The following is a 26,304-nucleotide window of genomic DNA, read 5'->3' as shown; positions in this document are numbered from 1 at the left end:
AACGAAGCGCCCGTAGCTCAACTGGATAGAGCGTCTGACTACGGATCAGAAGGTTAGGAGTTCGAATCTTCTCGGGCGCGCCATTCTTTGCAGAGGGCATCGATCAGATTCTGTTAGATGTGTTCGTTGTGGTGTGGGTTTCTTGAATGAGGAGCTCAAAAGAAAAAGGATGCGCCCGTAGCTCAACTGGATAGAGCGTCTGACTACGGATCAGAAGGTTAGGAGTTCGAATCTTCTCGGGCGCGCCACTTAAAAATCAAGCCACCTCGACGAGGTGGCTTTTTTGTGGTTTGGGAGGTGATCGAGGGACGAGAGGGCGTGGGAAAGCTGAGATTCATTCAGCACGCGGGAGGGCTGAGGCATTTTAGACAGGATGGACATGATTTACGGGATTAGGGGCTCACGCAGAGACCACGCTATCGCTAAGGCGCAAAGGAAGTCAGCGCGCTGCGCTCGGGAGGAGTAGGTTTGGGATCCTCGGGGCTTTGCGTGAGAAGTTCCTCGAAATGGGGAAGCTGAAATTGGAAATTTGAAATGAGGTCTGCGCGCTGCGCGCTGGAGGGGTGACGACGGTGGGGACACCGTCACTCCACGCTTGGGTAAGAATCCCACCAATCCTGCTCATCTGTGGGGAAGAATAGCACAAGCCAGCACGAGCGGTGCAGACCTCGCGCCTAGCTCCGCATACGCCCAGGCGTCTCTGCGTGATGGTTCTAAGAAGAGGTCGCGTGATCGACGACAGTGTGGTCAACGGCTCGAACACGCTTGCGCAAAATCATAACAATCTGCGGGTCACCTAAAAGACACAACCGGCGGTGAGGTCGTCGAGCATTGCTCCGAAGAAGACACCTCTGCGTCTTTGCGGCTCTGCGTGAGAATCCTTGGAAGTGCTCGCTTTGCTCCGGTGGCGGTGGCCGGGTAAGATCCGCCGCTCCCAGGGTGCTTGCGCGAAAATCATCATAATCGGCGTCATCTGCGGATTCCCTCAATGCCGCAGGGTGCCGGTCCGAGTCTTGCGCGTGTTCAGGCTTCGGCTGGTGTGGCCTCGGTCTCCTTCTCTTTGTTGAGGCGAGCTTCCCAGATGTAGCGGCGGAAGAGCACCTTGAGTGAGGCGGTGAGAGGGACGGCGAGAATGGCGCCCAGCACACCACCGATGAGGAATGACCAGAAGAAGACGGAGAAGATGACGGTCATCGGGTGGAGGCCGACTGAGTCTCCGACGATCTTTGGCGCGGTAACGAAGCCGTTGATCTGTTGGACGATAAAGAAAAGTGCAGCGACGATGAGCGGGTACATCCAGATGGTGTCTCCGGGCCAAGCTTCCCATTGATTGGCCGGGTTGGAGAAATGAACTGCGGCGATAATCATGGCGGGGACCAGGCACAGCAGGTTGCCGAGGTAGGGGATTAATCCGAGCACGCCGACGAAGAATCCGATGATGAGTCCGTATGGGAGCCCGATGATGGTGAGGGCGATGCCGACGAGTGCACCGTCGATCATTGAGACCAGCATCTGGCCGCGGAAAAACGAGATCAGGTAGCCGTTGATCTCTTGCAGGGTGCCGACGATCTCATCCTTTGCCTTGGACGCTCTTAGAGGGATGTAGTCGTGCCATTGCTTGCTGATGGGGTCGGCTTCGATGAGGAAGAACCAGAGGTAGATCGGGACCAGGCAGATGCCGAGCGCGATGCCGAAGAATGCGGACGCGCCGCGGAAGCCGGAGCTAAGGATGTTCCAGGCGCCGGATGAAATCTTTGACATGTTATTGCGGAACCATTGCTCGGCCTCGCTCGGGAGCGGGGCTCCTGACTGTGCGTCCTTGCGTGGCTGGAACCACTCAAGGAGTTCTGAGTCGGGGTGGTCCTCGACATATTCCTGAACCGTTCCCTTCACTCGGTTGACCAAGGCTTGCCGTTGCTCCCAAAGGTCGTTGCCTTGGCGGATTGTGGCAGGGACTACGGAAGCGATGAGTCCGCCTAGGATGAGTAATCCGGCGGCGAATACGATTGAGACAGACTTAACGCGCGACCACTTTCGTTTTTTAACAAGCCATTGGACCACTGGGTCGAGCAAGTAGGCGATGACTCCGGCGATCGCAACGGGGATCAGCACCGGTTGAAGCAGGCCGATGATGTTGATGCCGAGCCAGAGTGCGCCGACGATGAGTGCGGCCAGGATCAGTAGCGAGATGCCGGTGACGGCATTCCACAGGGTCTTCTTCTGAAACGGAGTGGGAAACTTGGGCGCGGACATGGAGCGGATCATCGATGCTGCACGGGCAGCGAGGGGATTAAACCAGATCAAAGGTTACGCTGGCGTAACCAATCGGGATTGTGGGGGGTATGGGGTGAACAGAGTGGTCGGTATCTTTTGGGGTGATGCTGCGTTCGGCACGGCTCAGGTAGCACGCAGGCATCGCGGCTCGTGCTTAGCTTCACAGGAAAGGGCTCTCCGCCATTCCGCCAATTCGACTGTTCAATTGGAATTACAAAATAGCAGCGTTCTCGTAACGCTAGTCTTGAAGATAGATGATGCGTCCGCAGGATGAGCACTGTGGAATACCTTCATTGGAGCGGGCCGCCGAGAGGTCGCCTCCGATCAGCTTCATGTGGCAGCCGCCGCAGGTGCCGTGGGTGATGGGGGCGATGGCCGGAGGTGTGCGGTCGAGGATCTTGTTGTAGAGGTCGAGCCAGTCTTCTGGAACGGCGGCGGCCTTGGTGGCGCGGTCGGACTGGACTTCTTCGAGCTGCGTAGTGCGGTTGGCGCTGCGTTGTTCGAGTTCGGCGATTTCCTTTTCGACCGAGGATTCTACTTGGGCCAGACGTTCGCGGGCTTGGTCGAGCGCGGCGTGGGCTTGTTCAACCTGTTCCATGAGCTCGAGCTCTTGGTCCTCGAGTTCGCTGATCTCGTTTTCGTAACGGATGACCTCATTCCCGAGGGCGCGGAATTCTTCGTTCTTGCGAGTTTCGAACTGCTGGGTCTTCAGGCGTTCGATGGTGTTGCGCCGGGTTTCTGTGTCGATCTCGAGGGACTTGATTTGTTTTTCAAGATCCATCATCTGCGCCTTGGCTGCATCGACTTTGGCCTGGTCGCTGGCCAGTCTCCGTTTGGCGGCATCGATCATCCGCGGTGTGCTTTCGATCTCTTTGCTGAGGGTGGCGATCTTGGTGTCGCGGTCTTGGATGATGAGCAGGGCGGTGATTTCCGGTCGCATGGTGTGTGATGGGGTGAGGTTGGGTGAACCACAGGTGTACGGCGTCATCATTGATGACGTGGCACGGGTTTGCCAAGCGACGAATGGTTATCCGATGGAAAAAACTAGCGGATAATCTGTAGCGCGATCCACGGAGTGATGAAGAGGCAGAGGTTGGCCAGTTTGAGCAGGCCCATTCCGCAGTAGTGGATGGCTTCGAATTGAGGGCGGGTCAAAGCGAACCAGCGGGTGTGGATCTTGTAGATGGTGTCCTTTGCGATGAGAAAGGCGATCCACCACCAGAGCAGGAGCCCGAGGTTGATGATGGCGCACCAGCCGAGAAGCGGGCTGAGTTGTGAGAGGCTCATACACGGCGGTACGCTTTTCACTCAGGCTCCGGGTGCCGGAGTGACGCTAGTATGACTCCACGTTGTTGGCCGGTGCGTCGTAGTTGTAGTCGAGAGCGCGCTCTTCAGAGCCGAATACCTGAATGCGGAACTTGAGGATTTGTTTGTTCAAGCGGGCGAGTTCGGTTTCGTTGAAGGCAGCGATGACCGGTTTAATTTGGCGTCTGTGTTGTTCGATGCGGCTGGCGGCGTCTTGTAACACGTGGTGGGGGAGTTTGCCGATGGCGTCGATGATGGCAGGAACGTTTTCGAGCTTGTGGCAGACGAGTAGCATGTCGGTGCCGGCGGCGAGCGCTTGGGCGGCGGCTTCTGGGACCGAGCAGTTGGCCTGGGCTCCGGCCATGTCGAGATCATCTGTCATCACCAGACCGTCATAGCTGAGCTGATTGCGCAAAAGTTGGGTGATGACGTTTTGGGAGAGTGAGGCCGGCAGGCCGGGGCTTTGAGGGTCGAGGTCCTTGAACCAAGCGTGGGCGGTCATCACTGCGCGGAGGTCGGGGAGCATGGCGGCAAAGGGGGCCATCTCGCCTGCGAGTAGTGCATTGACGTCACCGTTGATTGTGGGCAGTTGGTGGTGAGGGTCCACGCCGGCACCGGTGTATGTCGGGAAATGTTTGCCACATCCGTGGATTCCCGCGCGTTCGAGTTTGTTGAGGAACAATCCGGCACGCGAGATGATGTCCATCGAGGTGGTGCCAAAGCAGCGCTGGCGAAGAACTCCGTCCTGGGTGTCACTGCCTAGCGATCGGTCCAGCACCGGCGCGAAGTTCATCGTAAAGCCAAAGAATTTCAAAACCTCCGCGGTGATCAACCCCAGATTGGCGAAGCTTTGATTCCTGAAAGTGTGGTTGGCTGCGATCTCGCCGGGCGAGGGCAGTGGATGATCGAGGATCGGGCGCAGACGGGAGACCCGGCCCCCCTCCTCGTCGATTCCTATAATGGGTTCTTCGACGGGGTTGATCGAGCGCAGGTCTGTGATGAGCTCGTGGACCTGGCGCGGTGATTCGATGTTGCGGCCGAAGAGAATGTAGCCGCCAGGGTTGATGGATTTGAGCCACTCTCGAAGTGGAGCGTCGATCGTGGTGCCGGGGATGCCGAGGATGAGGAATTGTCCGAGATGAGCTGGATTCATGGCGGTAAGCTGGGAAGGGGATTGTCGGAAGAAGTTCTATCGGTCGATGGTGGGGATAGCTACGAAAATCAAATCGGAAATTTGAATTCGGGGGGGGAGTGGTTAGGTTTTATTGGGGAAGTGGTCGCTGCGCTCCTTTGGGCGTGGTGGCCGGGTAAAATCCGGCGGTCCGAAACGCTTGTGGATCAATGCCGCTAATCCCTGTTCATCTGCGGAGCTACAAAAAAACCGCCGGTCTCCCTGGGGAAGTCCGGCGGTGGTAAGCAGTGTGGCAACCTTGACTGCGGTGTTATCCGCTATTTGGCCGTCTTTTTCTTGGCGCTCTTCTTTTTAGCTACCTTCTTTGCGGCGGTCTTTTTCTTGGTGGCCTTTTTTGCTGCGGTCTTTTTCTTCGCAGCTTTCTTTTTGCTCGGAGGTGGCGCGGCTTTGGAGGCGAATTCCTCTTTGATGGCCGCGACGTCTGCCTTTTTGATGGTGACTTCTTTGTTCAGGCCGAGGCGCTCATCGGCATCCTTGCGGGCGTCGATGGCTTTTTGACGAGCGGCGCGTTTGCCGTGCTTGCTCTCGGGGAACTTCACCACCATGCGCTTGCCATTTTCCGACCAGCTGGCGACCCACACGTTGGTGGTTTTACCGCTGCGGGTAGGCGGGGTGGTGATTTGGGTCACACCGATGACGCGGCCCGCTGGTGCTTTCTTGATCTTGGTGGTGACGTCTGCGTTGTCGAGTCGCTGTTGAAGCCACTCCAGACATTCCTCCGCTACTGCGAGACTTTTGCGAGGACCTCCGAACTTTTTATCAGAGAAGTACTCGGTGAAAATCTCTCCATGGCGGGTGATGGAAACACGCCAGCCCTTGAAGCCGGTTGATTCGTAAGCGAATCGCGTAATGTTGCGTTTCGATTTCATGATTTAGGGTTGTGGGGTTGCAAGGTGGGTTGTTTGTCAGCCACGTTACCAATGGGAGCGGGCTATCTAGGATACGCCGGCAACTAGCAAGCTGGGTTGAAAAAGTTAGATAATTGTTCATCAGATTGTTATGATTGTAAAATTTGAGAAAATCGGCTTGATAGCGGGGAAGGGAATCTACCCTGAGTTGTTGTTGCGGGGGGCTCGAGCAGCGAATGTGAAATCGGTAGCAATTGCGGCCTTCCATGGAGAGACCTCGGAGGCATTGGTGGGGCGGGCGGATGCGCACGAGTGGGTGCGGGTGGGGCAGTTAGGTAAGATGATCAAGTTCTTCAAGAAGCAGGGGGTGAGGCATGCGGTGATGGCCGGCCAGATTACTCCTGGTAACTTGTTTGATCTGCGGCCTGACATGCGCACGCTGATGATGTTGGGTAAGCTCAAGCAGCGGAATGCGGAATCGATCTTCGGCGCGATTGGTGATGAGTTGGCCAAAGATGGAATCGAGTTGTTGGATGCCACCACGTTTATGGAGGATGCGCTGGTGAAAGAGGGGGCGGTATTCGGGCCTGCTTTGAGTGAGAGGCAGTTAGGCGATGCCGCCTATGCGATTGAGATTGCAAAACAGACCAGCAAGTTGGACATCGGTCAGACGGTGATTGTTCGTCACGGCACGGTGCTGGCGGTGGAGGCGTTCGAGGGAACCAACGAGTGCATTCGTAGGGGTGGTGGACTGGGCAAGGGGCAGGCGTTGTTGGCCAAGGTGTCGAAGCCGAACCAGGATTTTCGATTTGATGTACCGGTCATTGGGCCGGACACGGTGCGTGTGGCTGGTGAGGCCGGGGTGAAAGCACTGGTGCTCGAGGCGGGGCGCACGTTGATTTTGGATTGGGACGCGGTGCGTGACGGGTGTGAGCGGCACGGGGTTTCGGTGCACGGGGTGGCGACGGATGCGACGCCGGAACGGTACCGCAAAGGCTGAGTTTCTGCCTTTGAATTTAAATTAGAATAATTCTTGTTTAAGCCTTTTTTGAGGCTAGGTTGCCGCGTGGACAAGAATTCGACAACGCAACCAGGCAAGTCCGGCGACACCAAGGCGCCGGGCCTTCGTCGTGTCGATGGCAAGGCGTTTCGGTGGACCGCGCAGCGGCGTGAGATTTACGATCTGCTGATGGGTGAGCGCAACCACCCGACGGCAAACGAGTTGTTCATCAAAGCGCAAGAGCACATTCCAGGCATCTCACTGGCGACAGTTTACAACTCGCTGGAGGCGATGACGCAGTCGGGGCTGGTGAAGCAGGTCAACATTGACCGCAGCCCGTCCCGTTACTGTCCGAACCTGCGCCCGCATGCGCACTTGCTTCGTGAAGACACTGGCGAGGTGATTGACGTGCCGTTGAAAGAGGGCGCATCGCTGAGCGATGTGTTCGACTTGCCGGATGGCATTGAGATGACTGCCGCGGACATCACCTTCAAAGGGATGCCGCTTGGCTAGGCTGGCTTGGAAGCCGCATTCGAATTTCCCCCGAATCCTTTATTGAACCCAATTTAGTAAGAACCACTATGAGCTCACTAATCATTAAGAACCTGCACGCAAACGTTGACGGTACGCCGATCCTCAAAGGAGTGAACCTTGAGATTCCTCAGGGTGAAGTTCACGCCATCATGGGACCTAACGGCTCCGGTAAAAGTACGCTTTCGAAGATCCTGGCTGGTCACGAAGACTACGAGGTGACCGAAGGTGAAGTGCTGATGAACGGCGAATCGCTTTTGGACATGGAGATCGACGAGCGTTCCCGCGCTGGTTTCTTCCTTGCTTTCCAGTACCCGCACGAAGTTCCAGGTGTGAGCAATGCCAACTTCCTGCGCGCTGCACTGCAGGCACGTAAGCCGAAGGGCGAAGAGCTTGACGCTGTGGCATTCTACAAAGAGCTCTACGCAGCAATGGACGAGTTGGAGATGGACCGTAAGTTCACCTCCCGTGCTGTGAACGAAGGTTTCTCCGGTGGTGAGAAGAAGCGCAACGAGATCCTGCAGATGATGATGTTGCGTCCTGAGTACGCAGTGCTCGACGAGACCGACTCGGGTCTGGACATCGACGCGCTCAAGATTGTCGCCAAGGGTGTGAACGCGATGCGTTCACCGGACCGCGGATTCCTTTTGATCACCCACTACCAGCGCCTGCTCAACTACATCGTGCCAGACAAGGTGCACGTGATGAGCGACGGCCAGATCATCACATCCGGTGACAAGGATCTCGCCCTCAAGCTTGAGGAGCAAGGTTACGACTGGGTGATCGATGCGGCAGCGCCAGCGTCGGTTTAATCCGAAAGACGCGGGTCCCGTGCGGGGCACCGCTAGAGAAATCAACTTGGAAAGGAGCGCAAGCTATGAGCACCGAAGTACAAACCGTTTCCCAGATCGCCGCGGAGAAGGACGATGTCGGAAACTTCAAATTCCCAGAGAAGCACAAATACGATGCTGGTTATGGTCTGACGGAAAAGACCATCGACTACATCTGCGACGTGAAGGATGATCCGGACTGGGTCCGTGAGTTCCGCAAGCGCGCGTTGAAGGTCTTCGAGAGCAAGCCTATGCCAACGCACTGGGCGAGCGAAGATCTGGACAACATCGTGTTCGAGAACATTCGTTACTACCTCAGCAGCGGTGACCGTCCAACGCGTAGCTGGGACGAAGTGCCTGATGAGATCAAGGAGACCTTCGAGCGTCTCGGCATCCCTGAGCAGGAGCGTAAGTTCCTTGCCGGTGTGGAAGCCCAGTACGACTCCGAGGCTGCTTACTCGAACGTGAAGGAAGTCCTCGAAGAGCAGGGCGTGATTTTCGTCAACAGCACCGAAGGACTCAAGAAGCACCCTGAGATCTTCAAGAAGTGGTTCGGTAAAGTGATTCCAACCACCGACAACAAGTTCTCCGCCTTGAACAGTGCGGTGTTCTCCGGTGGTAGCTTCATCTACGTCCCTCCGGGTGTGAAAGTCAGCCACCCGCTGCAGGCATACTTCCGCATTAACTCCGAGAACTTTGGTCAGTTCGAGCGCACGCTCATCATTGCTGACGAAGGATCCGAGGTGGTGTACATGGAAGGATGTACCGCGCCGAAGTTCGAGACCTCGACCCTGCACAGCGCGGTGGTGGAGCTCGTGGCGATGCCTGGTGCGAAGATCCAGTACATTACCGTTCAGAACTGGAGCAACAACGTCTTCAACCTGGTGACCAAGCGTGGACTGGCGCACGAGAACGCGGAGATCCGCTGGATCGACTGCAACATCGGCTCACGTTTGACCATGAAGTACCCAGGTGTGGTGATGAAGGGGCGTAAAGCCCGTGGTGAGGTGATCAGCATTGCTTTGGCCAACGACGGTCAGCATCAGGACACCGGAGCCAAGATGATCCACGAGGCTGACGAGACCTCCTCGAACGTGGTTTCCAAGTCGATTAGTGTGGGCACCGGCCGCTCGACCTACCGTGGCCAGGTAAGCATTCCGAAGCATCTCAAAGGGTGTAAGAACAACACCGAGTGTGATGCTTTGCTGATCAATACGAACAGTAAGACCGATACCTACCCGGCAATCACCGTCAATGGTAACCAGCACGCGACTCAGCACGAGGCGAGTGTGAGCCAGGTGAGCGAGGACATGCTCTTCTACATGCAGCAGCGTGGTCTGAGTGAAGGTGAGGCGATGAGTCTCGCGGTGAATGGTTTCGTCAACGACTTGGTGCGCGAGTTCCCGATGGAATACAGCGTCGAGCTCAAGCGATTGATCGAGCTGGAGATGGAAGGGTCGGTGGGCTAAGCGCCTGATTCGACGGATAGCGAACATCCACGAAATTTAAAGATTATAGATATGGTAGAAGTTTCCATTGACCAGCCAGCCGTTGAATCGGTGGCACCTGCTGCAGTGAGTGCGGTGGGCGCGCCTGAGTGGTTGAATGCGCGTCGTCAGTCGGCGTGGCAGAAATTCCAGGACACCGAGACGCCGGGGCGCACCGATCAGTTGTGGCGCTTCAGTAGTCTGCGTCAGCTCAAGCTCAAGGGGGTGAGCTATGCGGGCGAAGTGGCTGCGGCGGATGCGCAGGCATTGAGTGCGCAGTCGGCGATGCTCGAAGACGTGGCGGCACGATTTGTGTTCGTCAACGAAGCCTGCGTGACCCACGACGTGCTCGACGCGTCGCTTGAGGCTGCGGGGGTGAAAGTGTTGCCGCTCGACCAGGCCTTGGTTGAGTTGGGTGACGTGGTGGAGAAGCACTTCATGGCGCGTGAGGCCAAGTTGGGCAGTGCCAAGTACATGGCGTTGCACGAGGCGGCAGCGAGCTCGGGTGTGGTGGTTTTCGTACCGAAGGGTGTGGAAGTATCCAAGCCAATTGAGATCACCCACTGGGTGAGCGGGGCGGATGTGATGGTTTTCCCACACACCTTGATCGTGGCTGAGGACAACGCCTCGGTGAAGGTGATCGACCAATTCCGTTCGGCTGACGATGCGTCCGCCAACTGGGTTGTTGGAGCCAACGACCTGGTCGCAGGTGACGGCGCCCGCATCGGCTACTACGCCGTGCAGGAGCTGAACGCAGCGAGCCGTGCCATCCTCGTCAACAACTCAGTGGCCGGCAAGAACGCCACCACCACCAGCTTTGTGCTCAACACCGGCGGTAAGTGGGTGCGCACGGAGAACATGAGCTACGTGCAGGGTGAGGGTGCCAACAGCTACATGCTGTCGGTCTCGCTGCCTGACAGTGGCCAGGAGTACGATCAGCGTACCTTCCAGCACCATAAGTCGCCGCACACCGTGAGTGATTTGTTGTTCAAGAATGCGTTGTTCGGCAAGAGCCGCACCGTGTTCTCGGGATTGATCATGGTGGACGAAGGGGCGCATTACACCGACGCCTACCAGACCTGCCGCAACTTGTTGAACTCGGATGAAGCCGAGGCCAACTCGATGCCAGGTTTGGAGATTAACGCGGATCAGGTGAAGTGCAGTCATGGATCGACCAGCGCACAGATCGACCGCGATGAGTTGTTCTACTTCCTGGCTCGTGGTATCGACGAGCATGTGGCGCGATTCATGGTGATCGCGGGTTACACCCAGGAGGTGATCGAGAAGATCGGCGATGAAGCAATCGAAGCGTTGCTGGCCGATCGCATCGAAGCCAAGCTACGCACCATCGGGGTGTAAGTCAGCTTTGCCGGTAATTCCGGCGAAAGTGTCATACACCCGGGTCCGCTCATCGGCGGATTCGTTAAATTCACTCCTAGAACACTGCAATCGGTGGAAAATCGGTTGCAGTGTTCTTTTGTTCATTGGACGCTGTGATTCCTTTGTCCGATTGCAACACAGAGATCTTTCCTTGAAATTCTATGATTACCGATGACTTCAAGTCCCAGTTGGCGTCCACGTTGAGTGAAATCGACGAGGCCGGATTGTACAAGCGCGAGCGCTACATTGACTCCACCCAAGATGCGACCGTGACGCTTAAGGACGGGCGCGAGGTGATCAACATGTGCGCCAACAACTACCTCGGCTTGGCGGACCACCCTGAGGTGATCAAAGCGGCGCACGATGCGCTCGACCGCTGGGGCTTCGGCATGGCGTCGGTCCGCTTCATTTGCGGGACCCAGACCCTCCACCGCCAGTTGGAAGAGAAGATTTCCAGCTTCCTTGGCACCGAGGACACCATCCTTTATCCAAGCTGCTTCGATGCGAATGGCGGACTGTTCGAAGTTTTGCTCACCAAGGAAGATGCGATCATCTCCGACAGCTTGAACCACGCGTCGATCATCGACGGTGTGCGTCTTTGCAAAGCCCAGCGCTACCGTTACGCCAACAACGACATGGCGGACCTCGAGGCGAAGCTTCAGGAAGCCGATGCCAATGGAGCGCGTAACAAGTTGATCACGACCGACGGTGTGTTCTCGATGGACGGCATCATCGCGTCGCTCGACAAAGTGCATGAGCTCGCTCGCAAGTACAACGCGATCGTTCATTTCGACGACTGCCACTCCACCGGCTTCCTCGGCAAGACCGGCCGCGGTACTCATGAGCACTGCGGAATCATGGGGGACATCGACATCACCACCAGCACACTCGGCAAGGCGCTCGGCGGTGCATCGGGTGGTTACACCTCCGGTAAGAAGGAAATCATCGATCTGTTGCGTCAGCGCAGCCGTCCGTACCTCTTCTCCAACAGTGTGGCACCTCCGATTGCGGCTGCGGCACTTCGCGTGTTCGAGATGCTCGAGGAGTCGACCGAATTGCGTGACCGATTGGAAGAGAACACGAAGTACTTCCGCGGCGAGATGGAGAAAGCCGGCTTCGAGATCAGCGGCAAAGACCACCCGATCACTCCTGTGATGTTGGGTGATGCTGCCTTGTCGCAGAAGTTCGCTGACCGTCTGCTCGACTACGGCGTGTACGCGATTGGCTTCTTCTATCCAGTGGTGCCGCAGGGCACTGCGCGCATTCGTACGCAGATTTCCGCAGCTCACACCCGCGAGCAGTTGGAGAAAGCTGTTGATGCGTTCATCAAGACCGGTAAGGACCTTGGCGTGATCAGCTAAGGGGATTCCGGGATAAGAAACGATTCATCATTAAATTTTCAGAACATGGCTAAGGCTAAGAAAAGTTCGAAGAAGGCTGCGGAGAAGTCGCAGGAAATCAATTTGGAGCGTCTTGCTGCGGTTGCGACCACACCGGGAGCTCCTGGCTACGAGAAGCCGATCCGCGACCTGATCCTCGGATCGGTCACCGATTGGTGTGACTCGGTGCGTGTCGATAACATCGGCAACGTGATCTGCCACGTGAAAGGCAAGAATTCCGATGAGCCGTCGATGGCTGCTGCTCACATGGATGAGATTGGCTTCATCGTGAAGAGCATCGATGAGCGTGGCTTCATCCGCTTTGCTCCACTCGGAGGTTTCGATCCAAAGGCACTGACCGCGCAGCGCGTGATCGTTCACGCCAAGGGCGGCGACCTCATGGGAACCATGGGTGGCAAGCCAATCCACATCATGAAGCCGGACGAGCGCGGCAAGGCGCTCGACATCACCGACTTCTTCATCGATCTCGGATTGCCGGGTGAGCAGGTGAACGAGCTGGTGGAGATCGGCGATCCGATCACCCGATGGAGCCCACTGGTTGAAGTAGGCGACTGCGTCAACTGCAAGTCGCTGGACAACCGCGCGAGTGTTTTCGTGTTGCTTGAGACCTTGCGTGAGATCGCCGAGGAGAAGATCGAGCTTTCCAACGATTTCTACGCGGTGTTCACCGTGCAGGAGGAAGTGGGACTTCGTGGTGTGTTGGCATCTTCGCTCGAGATTCAGCCGAAGTTCGGCATTGGTCTCGACACGACGATTGCTTTCGATGGTCCGGGATCGAGTCCTGATACGAAGGTCACCTCGCTGGGCGATGGCACCGCGATCAAGATCATGGACTCATCGGTGATCTGCGATCCGCGCATGATCCGCTACATGAAGGCACAAGCCGATGCCGCCAAGATCAAGTGGCAGCCGGAAGTGCTGACCGCAGGTGGAACGGATACCGCGGGCATGCAGCGCAACACACCAGGTGGTGCGATCGTCGGCGCGATCTCGATTCCAACGCGTAACATTCACTTGTCGACCGAGATGTCGCACAAGGAAGATCTGCGCGCGTCGATCGACTTGCTCAAGTTGGTGGTTGCCAACTTCGACCAGGGCGACTGGGCGATCTAGAATGTAGGATGCATTTGATGTCCCCGTGGAGTTGGTTTCGGCCGGGCTCCACGGGGATTTTTTTGTCTCGCTCGTGGTGACTTCAGTCGTGACGAAAGTGAGGCAGCTCTGTAGCGTTTTTTCTGAAATATTCCTGTAATAGAGGGCTGGCTTTCGACGTTAGAGGGCGGGCCCGCGATGATAGGAGAAACGGGAACTCACGGATATCATGAACAAATTATTGATGACGATAACCAGCGGGGCATTGCTATGTGCCGCCGCGTCGGCTGAGCCAACCGAGCGCAGCTCGTTTGACTTGGATTGGAAGTTTGCCCGTTTTGGCAAAATGGCGGATGGCACGCGGGTGCCCGAGCCAGGTGTTGTGACCGGGATGGTTACCGCATCGAGTGCCGAGAACCACAACCCGGTGGATCACGCAATTGATGGCGACACTAACACACGCTGGTGTGCTGCGAGTGGACTGGCCAACCAGTGGCTGCAGTTGGATATGGGGCGTCAGGTTGAGATGACCGGTGTTCGCATTGTGTGGGAGAAAGACAGTGGCAATCCGTTTAAAGTCGACCTTTCCCGTGATGGAAAGACATGGGTGGAAGTGGTACCCAAGGCGGAAGCCAAAGGCGCCGAGCAGACCGTGCGCTTCTCGACTCCAGCTCGATATGTACGCGTGGTGGCCGACGGCAAGCAGGCCGCCTGGGCGAGTATCCGTGAACTCGAAGTGTTGGGCAAAGACGGCAATGTGGTGAAGCCTGAGCCGGCTACTGGTGACGATGTGCAGTTGGCGCCGGACGCTGTGGCGTTCGATGACTCGTCGTGGCGCGAGCTGAATCTGCCGCACGATTGGGCGATTGAGGGTCCATTCCACATGGACATTGAGAACGAGACCGGCAAGCTGCCATGGGAAGGTATCGGTTGGTACCGCAAGACCTTCGATGTGCCTGCATCGATGGCGGGCAAGAAGGTTTACCTCGATTTTGACGGTGCGATGGCGCAGCCGAAGGTCTACATCAATGGCGAGTTCGCTGGTGAGTGGGCGTACGGCTACAATTCGTTCCGCATCGACGCGACGCCGCATTTGAAGGTTGGTGAGAAGAACACTGTGGCGGTGCGCTTGCAGAACCTGCCGGCATCCACCCGCTGGTATCCTGGCGCAGGTATTTATCGCCACGTTTGGCTGACCGTTTCCCCTGAGGTGCACATTGCGCACTGGGGGACGTATGTCACGACGCCTGAGATCACCGATGAAGCAGCGACTGTGGCGGTGGAAACGACCATCGACAACACGACCGAGGCCTCTGGTACATTTGAAGTGCGATCGGAAGTGCTCGACGGTGAGCAAGTCGTAGCGACCGAAGTCAGCAGCCTCGACGTGCCAGCCGGCAAGACCGCGATGGTTCCAACCTCGCTGACCGTGAAGCAGCCGAAGCGCTGGGATATCGAGTCGCCGAACCTCTACACCTTGCGCACCACGTTGCTCAAAGGGGACGAGGTGATTGACGTCAAGGACACCACGTTTGGTATCCGTGAGATCGAGTGGCACAACGAGAAGGGCTTCCTGCTCAATGGCCGTAAGGTCGTGCTCAAGGGCGTCTGCCTGCACCACGATCTCGGGCCTCTTGGGGCGGCTGTTCACACCCGCGGCATGGAGCGTCAGATTGAGATCCTGCAAGAGATGGGCTGCAATTCGATCCGCACCGCGCACAACCCACCGGCTCCTGAGTTCCTCGAACTTTGTGACCGCATGGGCATCCTGGTGATCGACGAGTTGTTCGACATCTGGAAGATGCAGAAGTACGGCAAGGTCAACGGCTATAACATCTACTGGGACGAGTGGAACGAGAAGGACACCCGCAACTTCATGCTGCGTGACCGCAACCACCCGAGCATCATCGCCTGGAGCACCGGGAATGAGATTCCCGAACTTGGCACCCCGTCGATGCACTGGGTTCCTGCCAAGTTGCGCGACATGATCAAAAGCTACGACAAGACCCGTCCGGTCACCGCTGGCTCAAACAACCCGGCAGCCGCCACCAATGGCTTCCAGAACACGGTAGATGTCTATGGTGTGAACTACCACCTCGGCTCGTACGATGCACTCACCAAGAACCGTCAGGATATGCCGCTCTACGCGTCGGAGACGTCGTCGACGGTGAGCACCCGCGGCGAGTACTTCTTCCCGGTGGACTGGAACAAGTCGAAGGGCTTCTACAACTTCCAGGTGAGCTCGTACGACCTCTATGCTCCAGGTTGGGCGAACCGTCCGGACCTTCAGTTCGAGGCGCTCGACAAGTACCCACGCTTTGCCGGTGAGTATGTCTGGACTGGATTCGACTACATTGGCGAGCCAACTCCGTACAACCAGGATCAGTCCAACGCGCTGAACTTCCGCGACGAAAAAGAGCGCAAGGAAGCCATGGAGTTGCTCAAAAAACTGGGCAACCGCGCACCATCGCGTAGTTCGTACTTCGGAATCCTCGATCTTTGCGGGTTTAAGAAGGACCGATTCTACATCTACCAGGCCCGTTGGCGCCCGGACTATCCAGTGGCACACATCCTGCCACACTGGAACTGGGAAGAGCGTCAGGGCGAAGTGACTCCAGTGCACGTTTACACCAATGGTGACGAGGCGGAGTTGTTCCTCAATGGCAAATCGCTCGGCAAGCGCAAGATTGGTGAACCGCATCACTACCGTCTCACCTGGGACGAGGTGAAGTACGCTCCAGGTAAGCTGGAGGTCGTGGTGACCAAGGACGGCAAAGAGTGGGCGAAGGCGGTCAAGGAGACCACCGGCGAACCGGCCAAGCTTGAGCTCACTGCGGATCGTTCAACGATTGCTAATGATGGTCGTGACCTTTCGTACCTGACCATCCGCGTGTTGGATGCGAAAGGGCGTGAAGTGCCACGCACCCGCTTGCCAGTGCACGTGCGCATCAGCGGACCTGCTGAGATCGTCGGCATTGGTAATGGTGATCCAACTGATCACACCGTGATGAAGCCGGTCGATCCGACCAAGGCGCGCATCACAGCCTTCAATGGTCTGGCGCAGGTCATCGTCCGCTCGAAGCGTGGCGAGTCCGGCGCGGCCACAATCGAAATCGCCGGCGAAGGCGTTGGCACCACGAAAGTGGATGTTGAAGTGAAGTAGGCGAGCCTACGATTCAACGAAGAATTCGTTCATGGAAGCCGGAGAGGGAGACCTCTCCGGCTTTTTTTGTGGTGTGCGCGCTTTGCGCGGGTGGTTTGGTTTGCCAAGGCGATGCTTGGCGTTTCAGTGTGAGCTGTGCGCGGGGGCTGTGGAGGCTGTTGGTGGGGGGAAGCTGGTGAGAACGACTGGAACGCCGAGCATCGTCTCGGCAAGCCGTCAGTAATCGGCGAAGCCGCATGTCTACCGATATCGGCATGCGCTGGACCACTGCCAATCCTTAGGGTCGCTACATAAGCCCGCTTTCACCGGATTGCGGTGGATGTAGCGCATCGTTTGGTGGAAGTGGTGTTCGTTGCGAATGTACCGGTCCCAGTAATCTCGCATCCAGAATCTGCCTGCGGATTTCAGGCCGATATCCTCTGCGTGTTGTTTTGCCCAGTAACCGGTGTAGCCTTTCCAAGATTGCACGATTTGAGATATGGGGGCGGTTGGCCCGATCATGACGTGCACGTGATTTGGCATTACGCACCATGCAATCATGTGGTACCGCTGCTTATCATAGTGGAGAAGCGTGTCCTGCATGATCTTCGCCATGCCGGGGTGGGCTAGTGCACAGCAGCCCTGGCCCGAATCGAGCCATTTTTCGATGAGTCTTCTCCGTGTTTTCTCGCGTTCGGTTTCGGGAGCTTTTGTGAGCTCAGTTTTGAGGGCTTCCAACGCGGCAGTGGGGAGCGAGTCGGCCAATCGAAACGTGATGGATTGAACATGGTTGTTTGAGTCGAAGTGTGGGAGGTAGCCTCTGGAGTGCCAGTTGGGACCGTGTTCATTCATTATTGAACGTTACGCCTAAGTGTTAATTTTTGGTGGGAGTAATGCGCGCGTTGCGCGGGTGGTTTGGTTTGCCAAGGCGATGCTTGGCGTTCCAGACTCGGTCTGCGGGCGATGATTTTGCGCCTGACCGTTCCCTCACGGCAAAAAAAAAGCTCACGGCCGGGGTGGTGGCCGTGAGCTTTGATGTGGGCTGGTGCCGTTATTCGAAGGTAATCTCTTCCGCCGGTGTGAGGTGGAGGTCGAAGCTGTTCTCCTTGGTCCACTGGCGTGGAGCGTCCTTCACCGTGTTGTCCTTAACGGTGACGTTGGCCGCGCGGCGGAGGATGAACGGTGGCTTGTTCCACGCCGGGTAGTCGTTGTTGTAGCTGACCTGATTGCCGGTGAAGGTCAGGCCATCGGTCGAGATTGCGAAAACCAATGGCACATCGAAGGTCTCGAAGACGTTGTCCTCGATGCGGACGTTACGGTGGTAGAACTCCTTTTGCCCCTTGAGGTCCGGCACTTCAGGGAAGATGGAAATGATCGCCTCGGTGAACTGGAAGCGGGAGGTAAGGTTGTTCTTGAAGGTGTTGTTACGGATGACCACGTCGTAGCAGGCACCGCTTTCGTACCAGCCGTTGGCGTCTCCTGCGAGCAGGATGGCGGAGCCGGCGATGGTTTCGAACGTGTTGTTCTCCACGATCACTGGGTGAGGGGTGGTGAAGAGACTGCCTCGCGCGCGGTTGTTGCGAACGATGTTGTTCTTGAAGTGGACGCTCGGGTGCCAATCGGCGTTCTCCAGGGCATCGCCCGGGCCAAGGTCGTCCGGGATCGGAGTTTCGAGAGTCAGGATGAGGTTCTTGTTATCGATCCAGTTCACCGCTTTGACCTTGCTTGGGTCGCGCGGGGTGAGCCACTTGGCCTGGAGGAAGTTGATGGTTTCACCCGGCATGACGACCTCGAAGCCGTAGGCCTGGCCGTGGACGTAACGGCAGCGGATGGTATTGGCATCGATTTTCTCTTCAATGCGCAGGCAGGTGGCGTGGACGTTGATGGCATCGTCCATCATGCCTTCGTAGAGTGCGCCGTCTGTGATGATGACGCCTTTGCAGTTTGAGAAGTGAGTGGCATCAGCGCCGGCGGAGAAGTTGCGGCCGGTTCCTTCGCGTGGGAATACGCCACCGCCCTTGATGTGGACATTTTCGCTACGCTGGGCAACGAGGCTCATGCCTTGCGATGCGTGGATGACGAAGTCTTCGAGCACGGTGTCCTTAGCGCGGTACATGACGACACCTGGGTGTGGGCGGCCCCAGCCGTGGCGCATGGTGATGGTGTCGCCAGCGACGATGCCGTCTTTCTGGACGTTCTTTTCCACGCGGTAGTGGCCGTCTGCGATGACAGTGAGCTTGCCGCGGTAGCCGTAGTCACTGGTGCCGGCGACGATTTCGCCGGTCTTTCCACTGAAGACAATACCGTGTGATCCGTCGTGCTTTTCCCAGTTTTCTCCGGTGAATGTGATCCAGCCGTTCTCCACGCGGTGAGGGAACTTCTGCTGGTCGATGGTCATTTCATAGAACTCGGGGGTGACCTTGGTGACGGTGCATTGGGAATCCGGTGGATAGACGTAGTCGAGAGCGAGTCCCTTGATGGTGAGTCCGTCCGTGTCCTGGATGAACATCGGTGCCACCTTGCCTTGGAAGAGGAAGAGTGATCCCTGAGCATCGATGGTGACGTCCATCAGGTCCACCAATGGAACACAGACAGGTTGCCAGATCGGTTGGTCGTGGTTGGACGGGTGGTAGTGACGCTTGATCGCGCTGCTGTGGTGAAAGTGGTAGGTGCCTTTTTCCAGCACGAGAGTGGATCCCGGAGCCGAGCGCAGGGCATCGAGCGCCTTGTGGAAGGCAGGTGCCTGATCTTCGGTGACGTTAGGCTTCAAGCCGAAGTCCGCGCCCTTGAATGTGGTGGCCGCTTTGGTGGCGACATCGCCGTCTTTCCATTTCAGGTCGACCCAGTTGGCGTGGTCGTGGGCGTTGTTTTCCAACTCGTCTACCTGAAGGTAGAGCTTGCGGGCGCCGGATGGGACCGCGACATCGAACGCAACCGCCGCATCACCGTGTGAGATTTCCGGTGACTCCCAAAGCACCGAGCTGCCCGAGAGAATGCGGAACTGCACCTTTCCCGGACCGGCGGCATTGTCGTCGATTCCGGCCAATCCGGTGAGGGACGAGACGCCTTTAGGAATGCTGAGTGGGATTTCCGAGGTGGCGTGGACGCCGATTCCTTTTTCGTAGGTTTTGCCGGCGATGGTAAGTTTGCCGCCGCTGGACGATTCGTTAATTTTGGCGGCGCCGTAGGTTTGCGTGCCTTGGAGGATATCGGTGGCGGGTGATGCCTGGGCCGCAGTGATTGCGGAGGCGATCATCGTGGAAAATGCGATGGTTTTGATCATAGCGGAGCGGCTTACGTGATGTGGTCGCAGGATGTATCAGGCAAAAATTGAAAGCCAGCGCGAAATTTTCAGATGTATGACGAGTGTGCCACATAACATAATGATCTGTATGTAAGCTTGTTGAGCGGGCACAAAAAAAACCGCGACTCCGGAGTGAATCGGAGCCGCGGTTGATAGGTGATAGGCAGGTCTAACGAACGACCAAAGTCGGGTCGGTGCCGAGGGATTCGAGCAACTGCCAGCAGTAGGTCTGCATGCGCGGCAGGTGGAATGGTCCCTTGTAGTGGGTTCCCTTGAGTGTGGAGCAGACGCGGTTGTCGCGGCTGAGGTAACCGAACCACTCACCGTGCTCAGGATCGTGGAAATGTTTGTGAGCGTATTCGTGGATCATGCGGTGGCGCTCGGCCCACTTTTCATCGCCGGTCATGGTGTAGGCGAGGAGGGTGGCGATGACGGCTTCGTTCTGTGGCCACCAGAACTTCATGTCCTGCCAGTACTCCATCACCGGTTTGTCGTAGACGTCCTTGAAGTAGATGATGCCGCCGAACTGCTCGTCCCATCCGCGCTTCCACATGTAGTCGATCATGCGCAGGCCGAGGTCTTCGAGGTCTTTGTCACCGCCGCGGCGGCGTGCCTCGTGGAGGATGAACCATCCGCCCTCGATGGCGTGGCCCGGGTTGAGCGTGCGCTCTTGGAAGTGGTCGATGATATCGCCTTCAGGGGAGAGGCACTCCATCACACATTCGATATCGTCCTTGACGAACTTGCGGATGTCTTCGACGAACTTGTCGATACAGGATTCGGCGAACTCGCAGCCCACGGTGTCGACAAGTTGTTGGGCGATGTTGAGGAAAATCATCGGCACGCCGATTCCTATGGTCGGGCGTTCGTCGGTGAACTTGGGAGCGAGCGGGCGGGTGCCGTCTGCGTACTCCATGCAGCGCTTGAACAAATCGCGAGCTTCCTGGGCGAGTTGCTCGTCGCCGGTGGCTTTGGCGAGCTGGCAGTAGCCACTGATGGCAAATGCTTCGGAGAAGAAATAGCGGCGCTTGCGCAGAGGCTTGCCCTCGCGGGTGACCATGAAGAACATCTGACCATCGTCGTCGATGCAGTGCTTGCGCAGGAAGTCGACGCCTGCCTTGGCCCCGTCGAGCCATTCCTGGCGTGGTTCGACCTGGTTGTAGAGCGTGCCGAGGATGGTTGCGAAGCGGCCCTGGAACCAGACGGATTTGTCGGTGTCGACGAGTGATCCGTCGGCGTCGCGCATCAGGAGGTAGCCGCCGTGTTCTTTGTCGATGGCGTCAGGGAGCCAGAACTTGAGGGTGTCGTCGAGCAAGCTGTCGCGGTAGAAGTCGCGCAGGCCGTTCAATTCTTCGGTGGTATAAGCAGACATGGGATGTGGCTTTTGAGTGGATGAAAAAAGGCAGCCACCGGAGTGGCTACCTTGAAGTTAATGTGGATTTTGGGCTGTTGGAATTAGTCTTTTCCGATGTCCTTGATGGTGGAGAACGAGAGCCCCTTGAGTTGCTGTGGCTTGGCCGGCATGATGGTGCCGAGGATGATGCCGAGCACGAAGCAGGTAGCGAATCCGATGAAGGCGTAGAGCAGACCGGTGACAGGTGCTTCCGTGAGGAAGAGTGTGATCACCACTCCCGCGCCGATGAATGCGGCAATCAGAGCTGCTGTGCCATTGGCTTTGCGGGTGAAGATTCCGAGGGCGAATAGACCACCCAGCGAACCTGCGGTCAGGCCGATGATCGAGTTGAAGGTCTTGAAGGCCGACTCGATGTCCGACTTTGCCATGATGATGGCAACGATGGTCCCGAGGATGCCGATGCCGGTGACGACAAACTGTGCTGCGCGCAGGTAGGTCTTGTCGTCGCGGCCAGGGCGGAACAGGCGGGAGTCAAAGTCTTTGATGTAAGCTGTGGCCGAGCTGTTGAGCGAGCTGGAAATGGTCGACTGCGCTGCCGCGAAGACCGCTGCAATGATCAAGCCAGAGACTCCGACTGGCAGCTGCTGCACGATGTAGAATGGCAGGATGCTGTCGGTCTTCGCCATGGCCGGGCTGAGGAGGTCCGGGTGGGTCTTGTAGAAGGCGTAGATCGCCGCGCCGAGACCGAAGAAGATCAACGAACCGAAGACTGACATCCACATGGTGGTCCAGAGCGACTTGCGGGCGGCTTGCTCGTCCGAGGTCGTGACGTAACGCTGCACCACGTCTTGTCCCGAGGTGTATGGAACCAGGGCGTTGAAGGTGAAGGCGAGGAAGAGGACCGAGACGGCTGCTGTTCCATCTTTGATGTCGAAGCTGCCCCATTCCAAGTTGGAGAACAACTTGTCGTCGGCCTGGGCGATGGTGAAGAGTTCACCCATCCCACCGTCGAGGCTGAACACGACGAGGATGAAGCAAAGCAGTGCGCCGCCGATGAGAACCATTGCCTGAATGGCGTCTGTCCAAACCACTGCTTCGATGCCACCCATCACGGTGTAGATGATGCAAAGCACGCTGATGACGATGATGGCTGTGGTCACAGGGATGCCGGTCACGCCGGAAACCGCGAGTGCCGGGAGGTAGAGAACGATCGCGATGCGGCCGATGTGGAAGAGAATAAACGACAAGCTGGCGAAGACGCGGACGCCGAGGCCGAAGCGCTTCTCGAGATATTCGTAAGCACTGGTGATGTTGAGGCGACGGAAGAAAGGCAGGTAGCAGAACGCAACGAGCGGTGCCACGAGGAGGATAGGCAGCTGTCCGATGTACCAAGTGATGTCGGTTTGGTAGGCGCGTGCCGGGATGCCCATGAAGGTGAGGGCGCTGAGCATGGTGGCGAAGATCGAAAGACCAGCGACCCACCATGGGATCTTTTGTCCGCCACGGAAGTACGCTTCGGTGCTGGATGCGGCTTCGCGCTTCATGAACCAGTAACCGACACCGACCATGCCGAGCAGGTAGATGGCAACGACCGACCAGTTGATCCATCCGAAGTCAGGGATTGGTGGTGTGATGGTGCCGGCGAGCACATTGGATGTGCGGAGTTTCGGGCTCCATTCGCCGGATGGCACGAGGAAGTCATTGCCGGCGATCACGACCGGTGCGGTCACCGGAGCTTTCATCTCGGCAGGGATCTCACTTTGTTCTGCCCAGGTGTTGGTGATGGTGTGGTAAGCCAGGACCTTGCGTGGGAAGCCCGGATGGTCAAAGCCGTGGCGGGCGTTGTTGAGGCTTGGATACTTGTCTTTATCCTGCAGGTCGACCAGCGTGGCCAGGTCGACGCCGCCGAGCACGAGGAGGTGGCTGGCACCTGCTGGTACCGCATTGGTAGGTGCTGCGGAGATCGCGGTCGGGAGGTCTGCGACACGCGCCCAGGTTCCGGCTGCGGCGTCGGTTGCGCCTGGTGAGTAAACGTAGCAGTCGCGGAAGTCGTCGGTGCCGTAGAGGTCGTTGACGTCGTCTTTATGAACCCGGTGGTCGCCGGCGAGTTGCTTGGCGCGGCCACCGAAGACGAAGAGTTTGTTGCCGATGGTGCCGATTGTGTAGTGCGCGCGGGCGCGGGCTGGTACGCCTTCGGAATACTCAGGCCATGGCATGGACTTCCACTGCCAGTCGCTGCGGTTGTCGGAGGATGTGTCGAGCACGAGAGCCTGCTCGATTTCGCCTTCGGCGCCCTGGCCGGAGAAGACGTAGACATTTTTGTCAATGGTGGCCGCCGCCATGTAGGACGTGCCGGTTGGCAATTGCGCGACCTCGGTGAAGACCGGGTTGCCGTTGGCGATGGTCACTTCATAGACCTTGTTGGAGAAGATTTCCTCGCCGTCGACCTTGTAGCTGCCGCCGATGAAAAGGGCGGAGCCGTGATGCGGCAATGTGGCGGATGCTCCGTAACCGAGGGGAAGAGGGAGCTTGGCTCCGCTGACGGTCCATGTTCCGGCGGCCTTCAGCGAGTTGCCTTCAAGCGGAATGGTGAACACGGTGTCGTGCCACGCTTTGCCGACGTTGCTGGTGAAAGGATCCGCATCTGGGAAGTTGGCACCACCCGCGATGACCAGCGTGCGCGGTGAGTCGTTTTTACCGATCACGCCCGCAAATGCGCCCGCGTATCCGTAGTCATCGGGGATGGCAGGGAAATCTGACGACCACTTGATGGCGTCTGATGCCATCAATGGCAGGGAAGCCATCAGGGCTAGGAGCAGGGGGAAGAGCTTGCGAAACATGGTGGATCGGGTGGTTTGGAAGATGGAACGGGAGGCTAAAAAAAGATCCGGCTGGTGGCACCGCTGGGCAGTGCGCACCAGCCGGATGAAGAGGGAAGTGCTGAGGTTGAGCGTGAGCGGTTACTTGGAGACCACTTGCTGGGCAGCCCAGTCGTAGAAGCCAATTTGCTCGAGGCCCTTGCGCAGCGCGTCGATCTGCTCAGGCGTGGTGCTGGCGATCGGGTTGCGGCTGGCACCCATTGGAAGGCCGATGGCGCTCCACATGCCTTTGATGCCGGAACGGCCGCAGGTTGAGAAGAAGGTGGTGATCATCGAGAGAGCGCGGGCCTGCCACATGCGGGCTTCTTCGAACTCGCCGGCCTCAACATGCTTGCGCACGTTGTCGTAGATCACTTTGCCATAGCCGTAGGTGCTACCGACAGCACCCTTGAAACCTTGAGCAACCGACATCAGGTAGGCTTCGTCCGAGCCAGCGAAGAACTCGCAGCCTGGAGCGGCTTCCTGGAGCAGTGGCAGGTTGTAGAAGGTCGAGCCGTCCGAGTACTTGATACCGGTGAAGGTTGGCAGCTGTTCCTTGCTCAGGCGTGCGGCTTCGATGATGTCGACCGATACGCCGGAGAGGGCTGGGATGTGGTAGTAGTAGAATGGTGTGTTTGGAGCGGCATCGGTGACCTCTTTTACGCCGTCGACGAGGCTCTGAGCGTTGTCTGGCTTGAAGTAGCCCGGCGAGGTGGCCGAAACGGCAGCTGCACCGAGTGATTCGGCGTGGGCTGCGAGGTCTGCGGCAGCTTGCCAGCTGTTGTGGCCGACCTGAACGAAGATAGGGAGGCGGTCACCGGCGAGAGTGACGAACTTTTCGGCGACTTTCTTACGCTCGTCGTCGGTGAGCAACATGCCTTCACCGGTACTACCGAGGATGTATGCGCCTTTGATGCCTTGGTCGACGAGGTAGTCGATCTGTGGGGCGATGAGGTCATAGTTTACCGAGCCGTCTGCGTGCATCGGGGTCACCGTGGCGGCGACCAAGCCATCAATGTTCAATGGATTCATAGAAATCTTGGGGAAAATGTATGCAATCTGTAGCTTGCTTGTTGGGGTGAGTCACTCGTAGTTGTCTGGTCTTCTTGTGCGACCAGTTGGAGACTCTTTTGGCCGACGATCCAGCGATAATCAATGATTATGCAGGGATTTTAGACACGAGTGAGGATAGGAGGAGCAAGCTTTTCGTACAGCGAAAATTGCGCCGATTTCCCGACAATTACATGCGACCCAGAAGCTACATTCGGTTGGCTGGAATGTCTGCTGTTGTCCGGGGGGGGAGATCGTTGGGGGAGTGTAGGTTGTGGCGTGCCGGTGCCGAACAGGCCTGCGGGGGGGCGATCAGAGCCCATCCCCCCCGTCGCCTTGGATGAAGCGGCGGATGAGTTCGGCTTGAGAGTGAACTTCGAAGCGTTGATAGAGCTCTTTGATGTAGCTGTGGACGGTGTTGATCGAGATGCTGAGCTCGTGGGCGATTTGCTTTCTTGTCTGGCCCGCGAGGAGGAGGTTGTGGATGGTATTGAGCCTTGGGGACAAGCAGCTCACGGCTTCAGTGGGAATCTTCTGACAGGATTCTTCGTGGAGCCATGAGACCTCCGTGAGCACGATGTGGGTGATGCGGAGTTCTCTCTCGTTGAAAAGTGGACGGCCGAACTTGCGGTAGATGCCGATTACGCCGCGTTGGCCGGATCGGTTCAATTTGCTTGAGAGAATGAGCGGGTCGACATTAGCTGCGCGCCACAGATGGTAGGCCTCTGAGTTAGGAAATGTGTTTTCGGGGTCGACTTGTTGGCGCAGGCGGGTGACGCGTCCGTCGGATTGTCGGCAATCTTCCATGAAGGGGGCACTGAGGCGCGCCATGTCCGGGTGGTTTTGTGCGATGGCGAATGCGCCGAATTCATCGGGGGTAAAACCATCGTACATAAGCAGGGACGGCTGCTGTAGTTCACCTGGTGTTTCGTTTGCGTAGACGCCCCAGGCCCAAGAGTCGGCGTCGATGAGCGAGATGAGCCCAGTCATCAGAAGCTTGCGCTTTTCGCGGAGGCAGTTGCCTTCGACTGCGACTTGTCCTAGCAGTCGTACGATCGAGCGGATGTCGTTTTCATTGAGCTGAGGGGGCGGGAGGTGTGGCATCAGGAGGGTCAACTTCGGGTGATCATCTTGAGCCCGCTGTAGCGAGGGGCTCAGCGGCTTCCGTGAGATGGGGTACGAATCTGAATCCGATGACGGGTGCGGTTGTCCGGTGTGAAATAGACACAAAAAAATGCGGAGCCTGCTGGAGGCTCC

Annotated in this window: 19 protein-coding genes and 2 tRNA genes; 10 read left to right on the top strand and 11 right to left on the bottom strand. The window is 57.5% G+C overall.

The genetic code is table 11. The features are described from left to right. Positions 1-6: 6 nt before the first annotated feature. Positions 7-83: transfer RNA gene (locus G3M56_RS10340), tRNA-Arg, on the top strand. 88 nt (positions 84-171) lie between these two features. Continuing rightward, positions 172-248 (top strand) — tRNA-Arg (locus G3M56_RS10335). 775 nt (positions 249-1,023) lie between these two features. Here the strand turns inward: G3M56_RS10335 and G3M56_RS10330 are convergent. The 5 genes from G3M56_RS10330 to G3M56_RS10310 all read right to left on the bottom strand — a co-directional run bounded on the left by G3M56_RS10330 (position 1,024) and on the right by G3M56_RS10310 (position 5,640). Beyond that, positions 1,024-2,253, bottom strand: a complete 1,230-nt coding sequence (locus G3M56_RS10330) for an AI-2E family transporter (protein ID WP_235203385.1) — start codon at positions 2,251-2,253, stop codon at positions 1,024-1,026. Positions 2,254-2,512: 259 nt separating this feature from the next. Beyond that, positions 2,513-3,214, bottom strand: a complete 702-nt coding sequence (locus tag G3M56_RS10325; protein WP_164362254.1) for a zinc ribbon domain-containing protein — start codon at positions 3,212-3,214, stop codon at positions 2,513-2,515. Between the two features lie 104 nt (positions 3,215-3,318). Continuing rightward, positions 3,319-3,561 carry a DUF6868 family protein gene (locus G3M56_RS10320; protein WP_164362256.1) on the bottom strand — a complete coding sequence of 81 codons (243 nt, stop codon included), beginning with the start codon at positions 3,559-3,561 and terminating at the stop codon, positions 3,319-3,321. A 46-nt stretch (positions 3,562-3,607) separates the two neighbouring features. Then, positions 3,608-4,732: a glycoside hydrolase family 3 N-terminal domain-containing protein gene (locus tag G3M56_RS10315; protein ID WP_164362258.1), complete on the bottom strand. Its 1,125-nt coding sequence runs from the start codon at positions 4,730-4,732 to the stop codon at positions 3,608-3,610. Between the two features lie 296 nt (positions 4,733-5,028). Continuing rightward, complete coding sequence (locus tag G3M56_RS10310; protein ID WP_164362261.1) at positions 5,029-5,640, bottom strand: AP2/ERF family transcription factor; 612 nt, start codon at positions 5,638-5,640, stop codon at positions 5,029-5,031. Positions 5,641-5,770: 130 nt separating this feature from the next. On the opposite strand from G3M56_RS10310, the gene G3M56_RS10305 reads away from it, so the two are divergent. The 8 genes from G3M56_RS10305 to galB all read left to right on the top strand — a co-directional run bounded on the left by G3M56_RS10305 (position 5,771) and on the right by galB (position 16,502). Continuing rightward, a complete protein-coding gene (locus G3M56_RS10305) occupies positions 5,771-6,619 on the top strand; it encodes an LpxI family protein (protein WP_164362262.1) in 849 nt (282 codons plus the stop codon). A gap of 66 nt (positions 6,620-6,685) precedes the next feature. Further along, positions 6,686-7,132: a Fur family transcriptional regulator gene (locus tag G3M56_RS10300; protein ID WP_235203384.1), complete on the top strand. Its 447-nt coding sequence runs from the start codon at positions 6,686-6,688 to the stop codon at positions 7,130-7,132. 68 nt (positions 7,133-7,200) lie between these two features. After that, positions 7,201-7,962, top strand: a complete 762-nt coding sequence (gene sufC / locus G3M56_RS10295; RefSeq protein WP_164362264.1) for a Fe-S cluster assembly ATPase SufC — start codon at positions 7,201-7,203, stop codon at positions 7,960-7,962. A gap of 65 nt (positions 7,963-8,027) precedes the next feature. Beyond that, positions 8,028-9,449: a Fe-S cluster assembly protein SufB gene (gene sufB, locus G3M56_RS10290; protein ID WP_164362266.1), complete on the top strand. Its 1,422-nt coding sequence runs from the start codon at positions 8,028-8,030 to the stop codon at positions 9,447-9,449. Between the two features lie 51 nt (positions 9,450-9,500). After that, a complete protein-coding gene (gene sufD, locus G3M56_RS10285) occupies positions 9,501-10,826 on the top strand; it encodes a Fe-S cluster assembly protein SufD (protein WP_164362268.1) in 1,326 nt (441 codons plus the stop codon). Between the two features lie 182 nt (positions 10,827-11,008). Next, positions 11,009-12,208, top strand: a complete 1,200-nt coding sequence (gene kbl, locus G3M56_RS10280; RefSeq protein ID WP_164362270.1) for a glycine C-acetyltransferase — start codon at positions 11,009-11,011, stop codon at positions 12,206-12,208. 45 nt (positions 12,209-12,253) lie between these two features. Next, positions 12,254-13,360, top strand: a complete 1,107-nt coding sequence (locus G3M56_RS10275) for a M42 family metallopeptidase (RefSeq protein ID WP_164362272.1) — start codon at positions 12,254-12,256, stop codon at positions 13,358-13,360. A 208-nt stretch (positions 13,361-13,568) separates the two neighbouring features. Further along, a complete protein-coding gene (galB, locus tag G3M56_RS10270; RefSeq protein ID WP_164362274.1) occupies positions 13,569-16,502 on the top strand; it encodes a beta-galactosidase GalB in 2,934 nt (977 codons plus the stop codon). Between the two features lie 240 nt (positions 16,503-16,742). Here galB and G3M56_RS10265 read toward each other — a convergent pair whose 3' ends face one another. From G3M56_RS10265 to G3M56_RS10240, 6 genes are all read right to left on the bottom strand, one after another. Then, complete coding sequence (locus G3M56_RS10265; RefSeq protein ID WP_164362276.1) at positions 16,743-17,333, bottom strand: REP-associated tyrosine transposase; 591 nt, start codon at positions 17,331-17,333, stop codon at positions 16,743-16,745. 199 nt (positions 17,334-17,532) lie between these two features. Further along, a complete protein-coding gene (locus G3M56_RS10260) occupies positions 17,533-19,764 on the bottom strand; it encodes an NPCBM/NEW2 domain-containing protein (RefSeq protein ID WP_164362278.1) in 2,232 nt (743 codons plus the stop codon). A 190-nt stretch (positions 19,765-19,954) separates the two neighbouring features. After that, a complete protein-coding gene (locus G3M56_RS10255) occupies positions 19,955-21,157 on the bottom strand; it encodes an AGE family epimerase/isomerase (RefSeq protein WP_164362280.1) in 1,203 nt (400 codons plus the stop codon). Positions 21,158-21,240: 83 nt separating this feature from the next. Beyond that, entirely contained in the window at positions 21,241-23,979 is a 2,739-nt protein-coding gene (locus G3M56_RS10250; RefSeq protein WP_164362283.1) for a sodium:solute symporter family protein, read from the bottom strand. Between the two features lie 120 nt (positions 23,980-24,099). Further along, complete coding sequence (locus tag G3M56_RS10245; RefSeq protein WP_164362285.1) at positions 24,100-25,029, bottom strand: dihydrodipicolinate synthase family protein; 930 nt, start codon at positions 25,027-25,029, stop codon at positions 24,100-24,102. A 330-nt stretch (positions 25,030-25,359) separates the two neighbouring features. Further along, complete coding sequence (locus tag G3M56_RS10240; RefSeq protein WP_164362287.1) at positions 25,360-26,151, bottom strand: helix-turn-helix transcriptional regulator; 792 nt, start codon at positions 26,149-26,151, stop codon at positions 25,360-25,362. Between the last annotated feature and the right edge of the window lie 153 nt (positions 26,152-26,304).

The sequence above is a fragment of the Sulfuriroseicoccus oceanibius genome (assembly GCF_010681825.2).
Classification (GTDB): Bacteria; Verrucomicrobiota; Verrucomicrobiia; order Verrucomicrobiales; family SLCJ01; genus Sulfuriroseicoccus; species Sulfuriroseicoccus oceanibius.
Note: the sequence above shows the minus strand (reverse complement) of the source record. Positions and strands in the feature narration are given on the sequence as shown.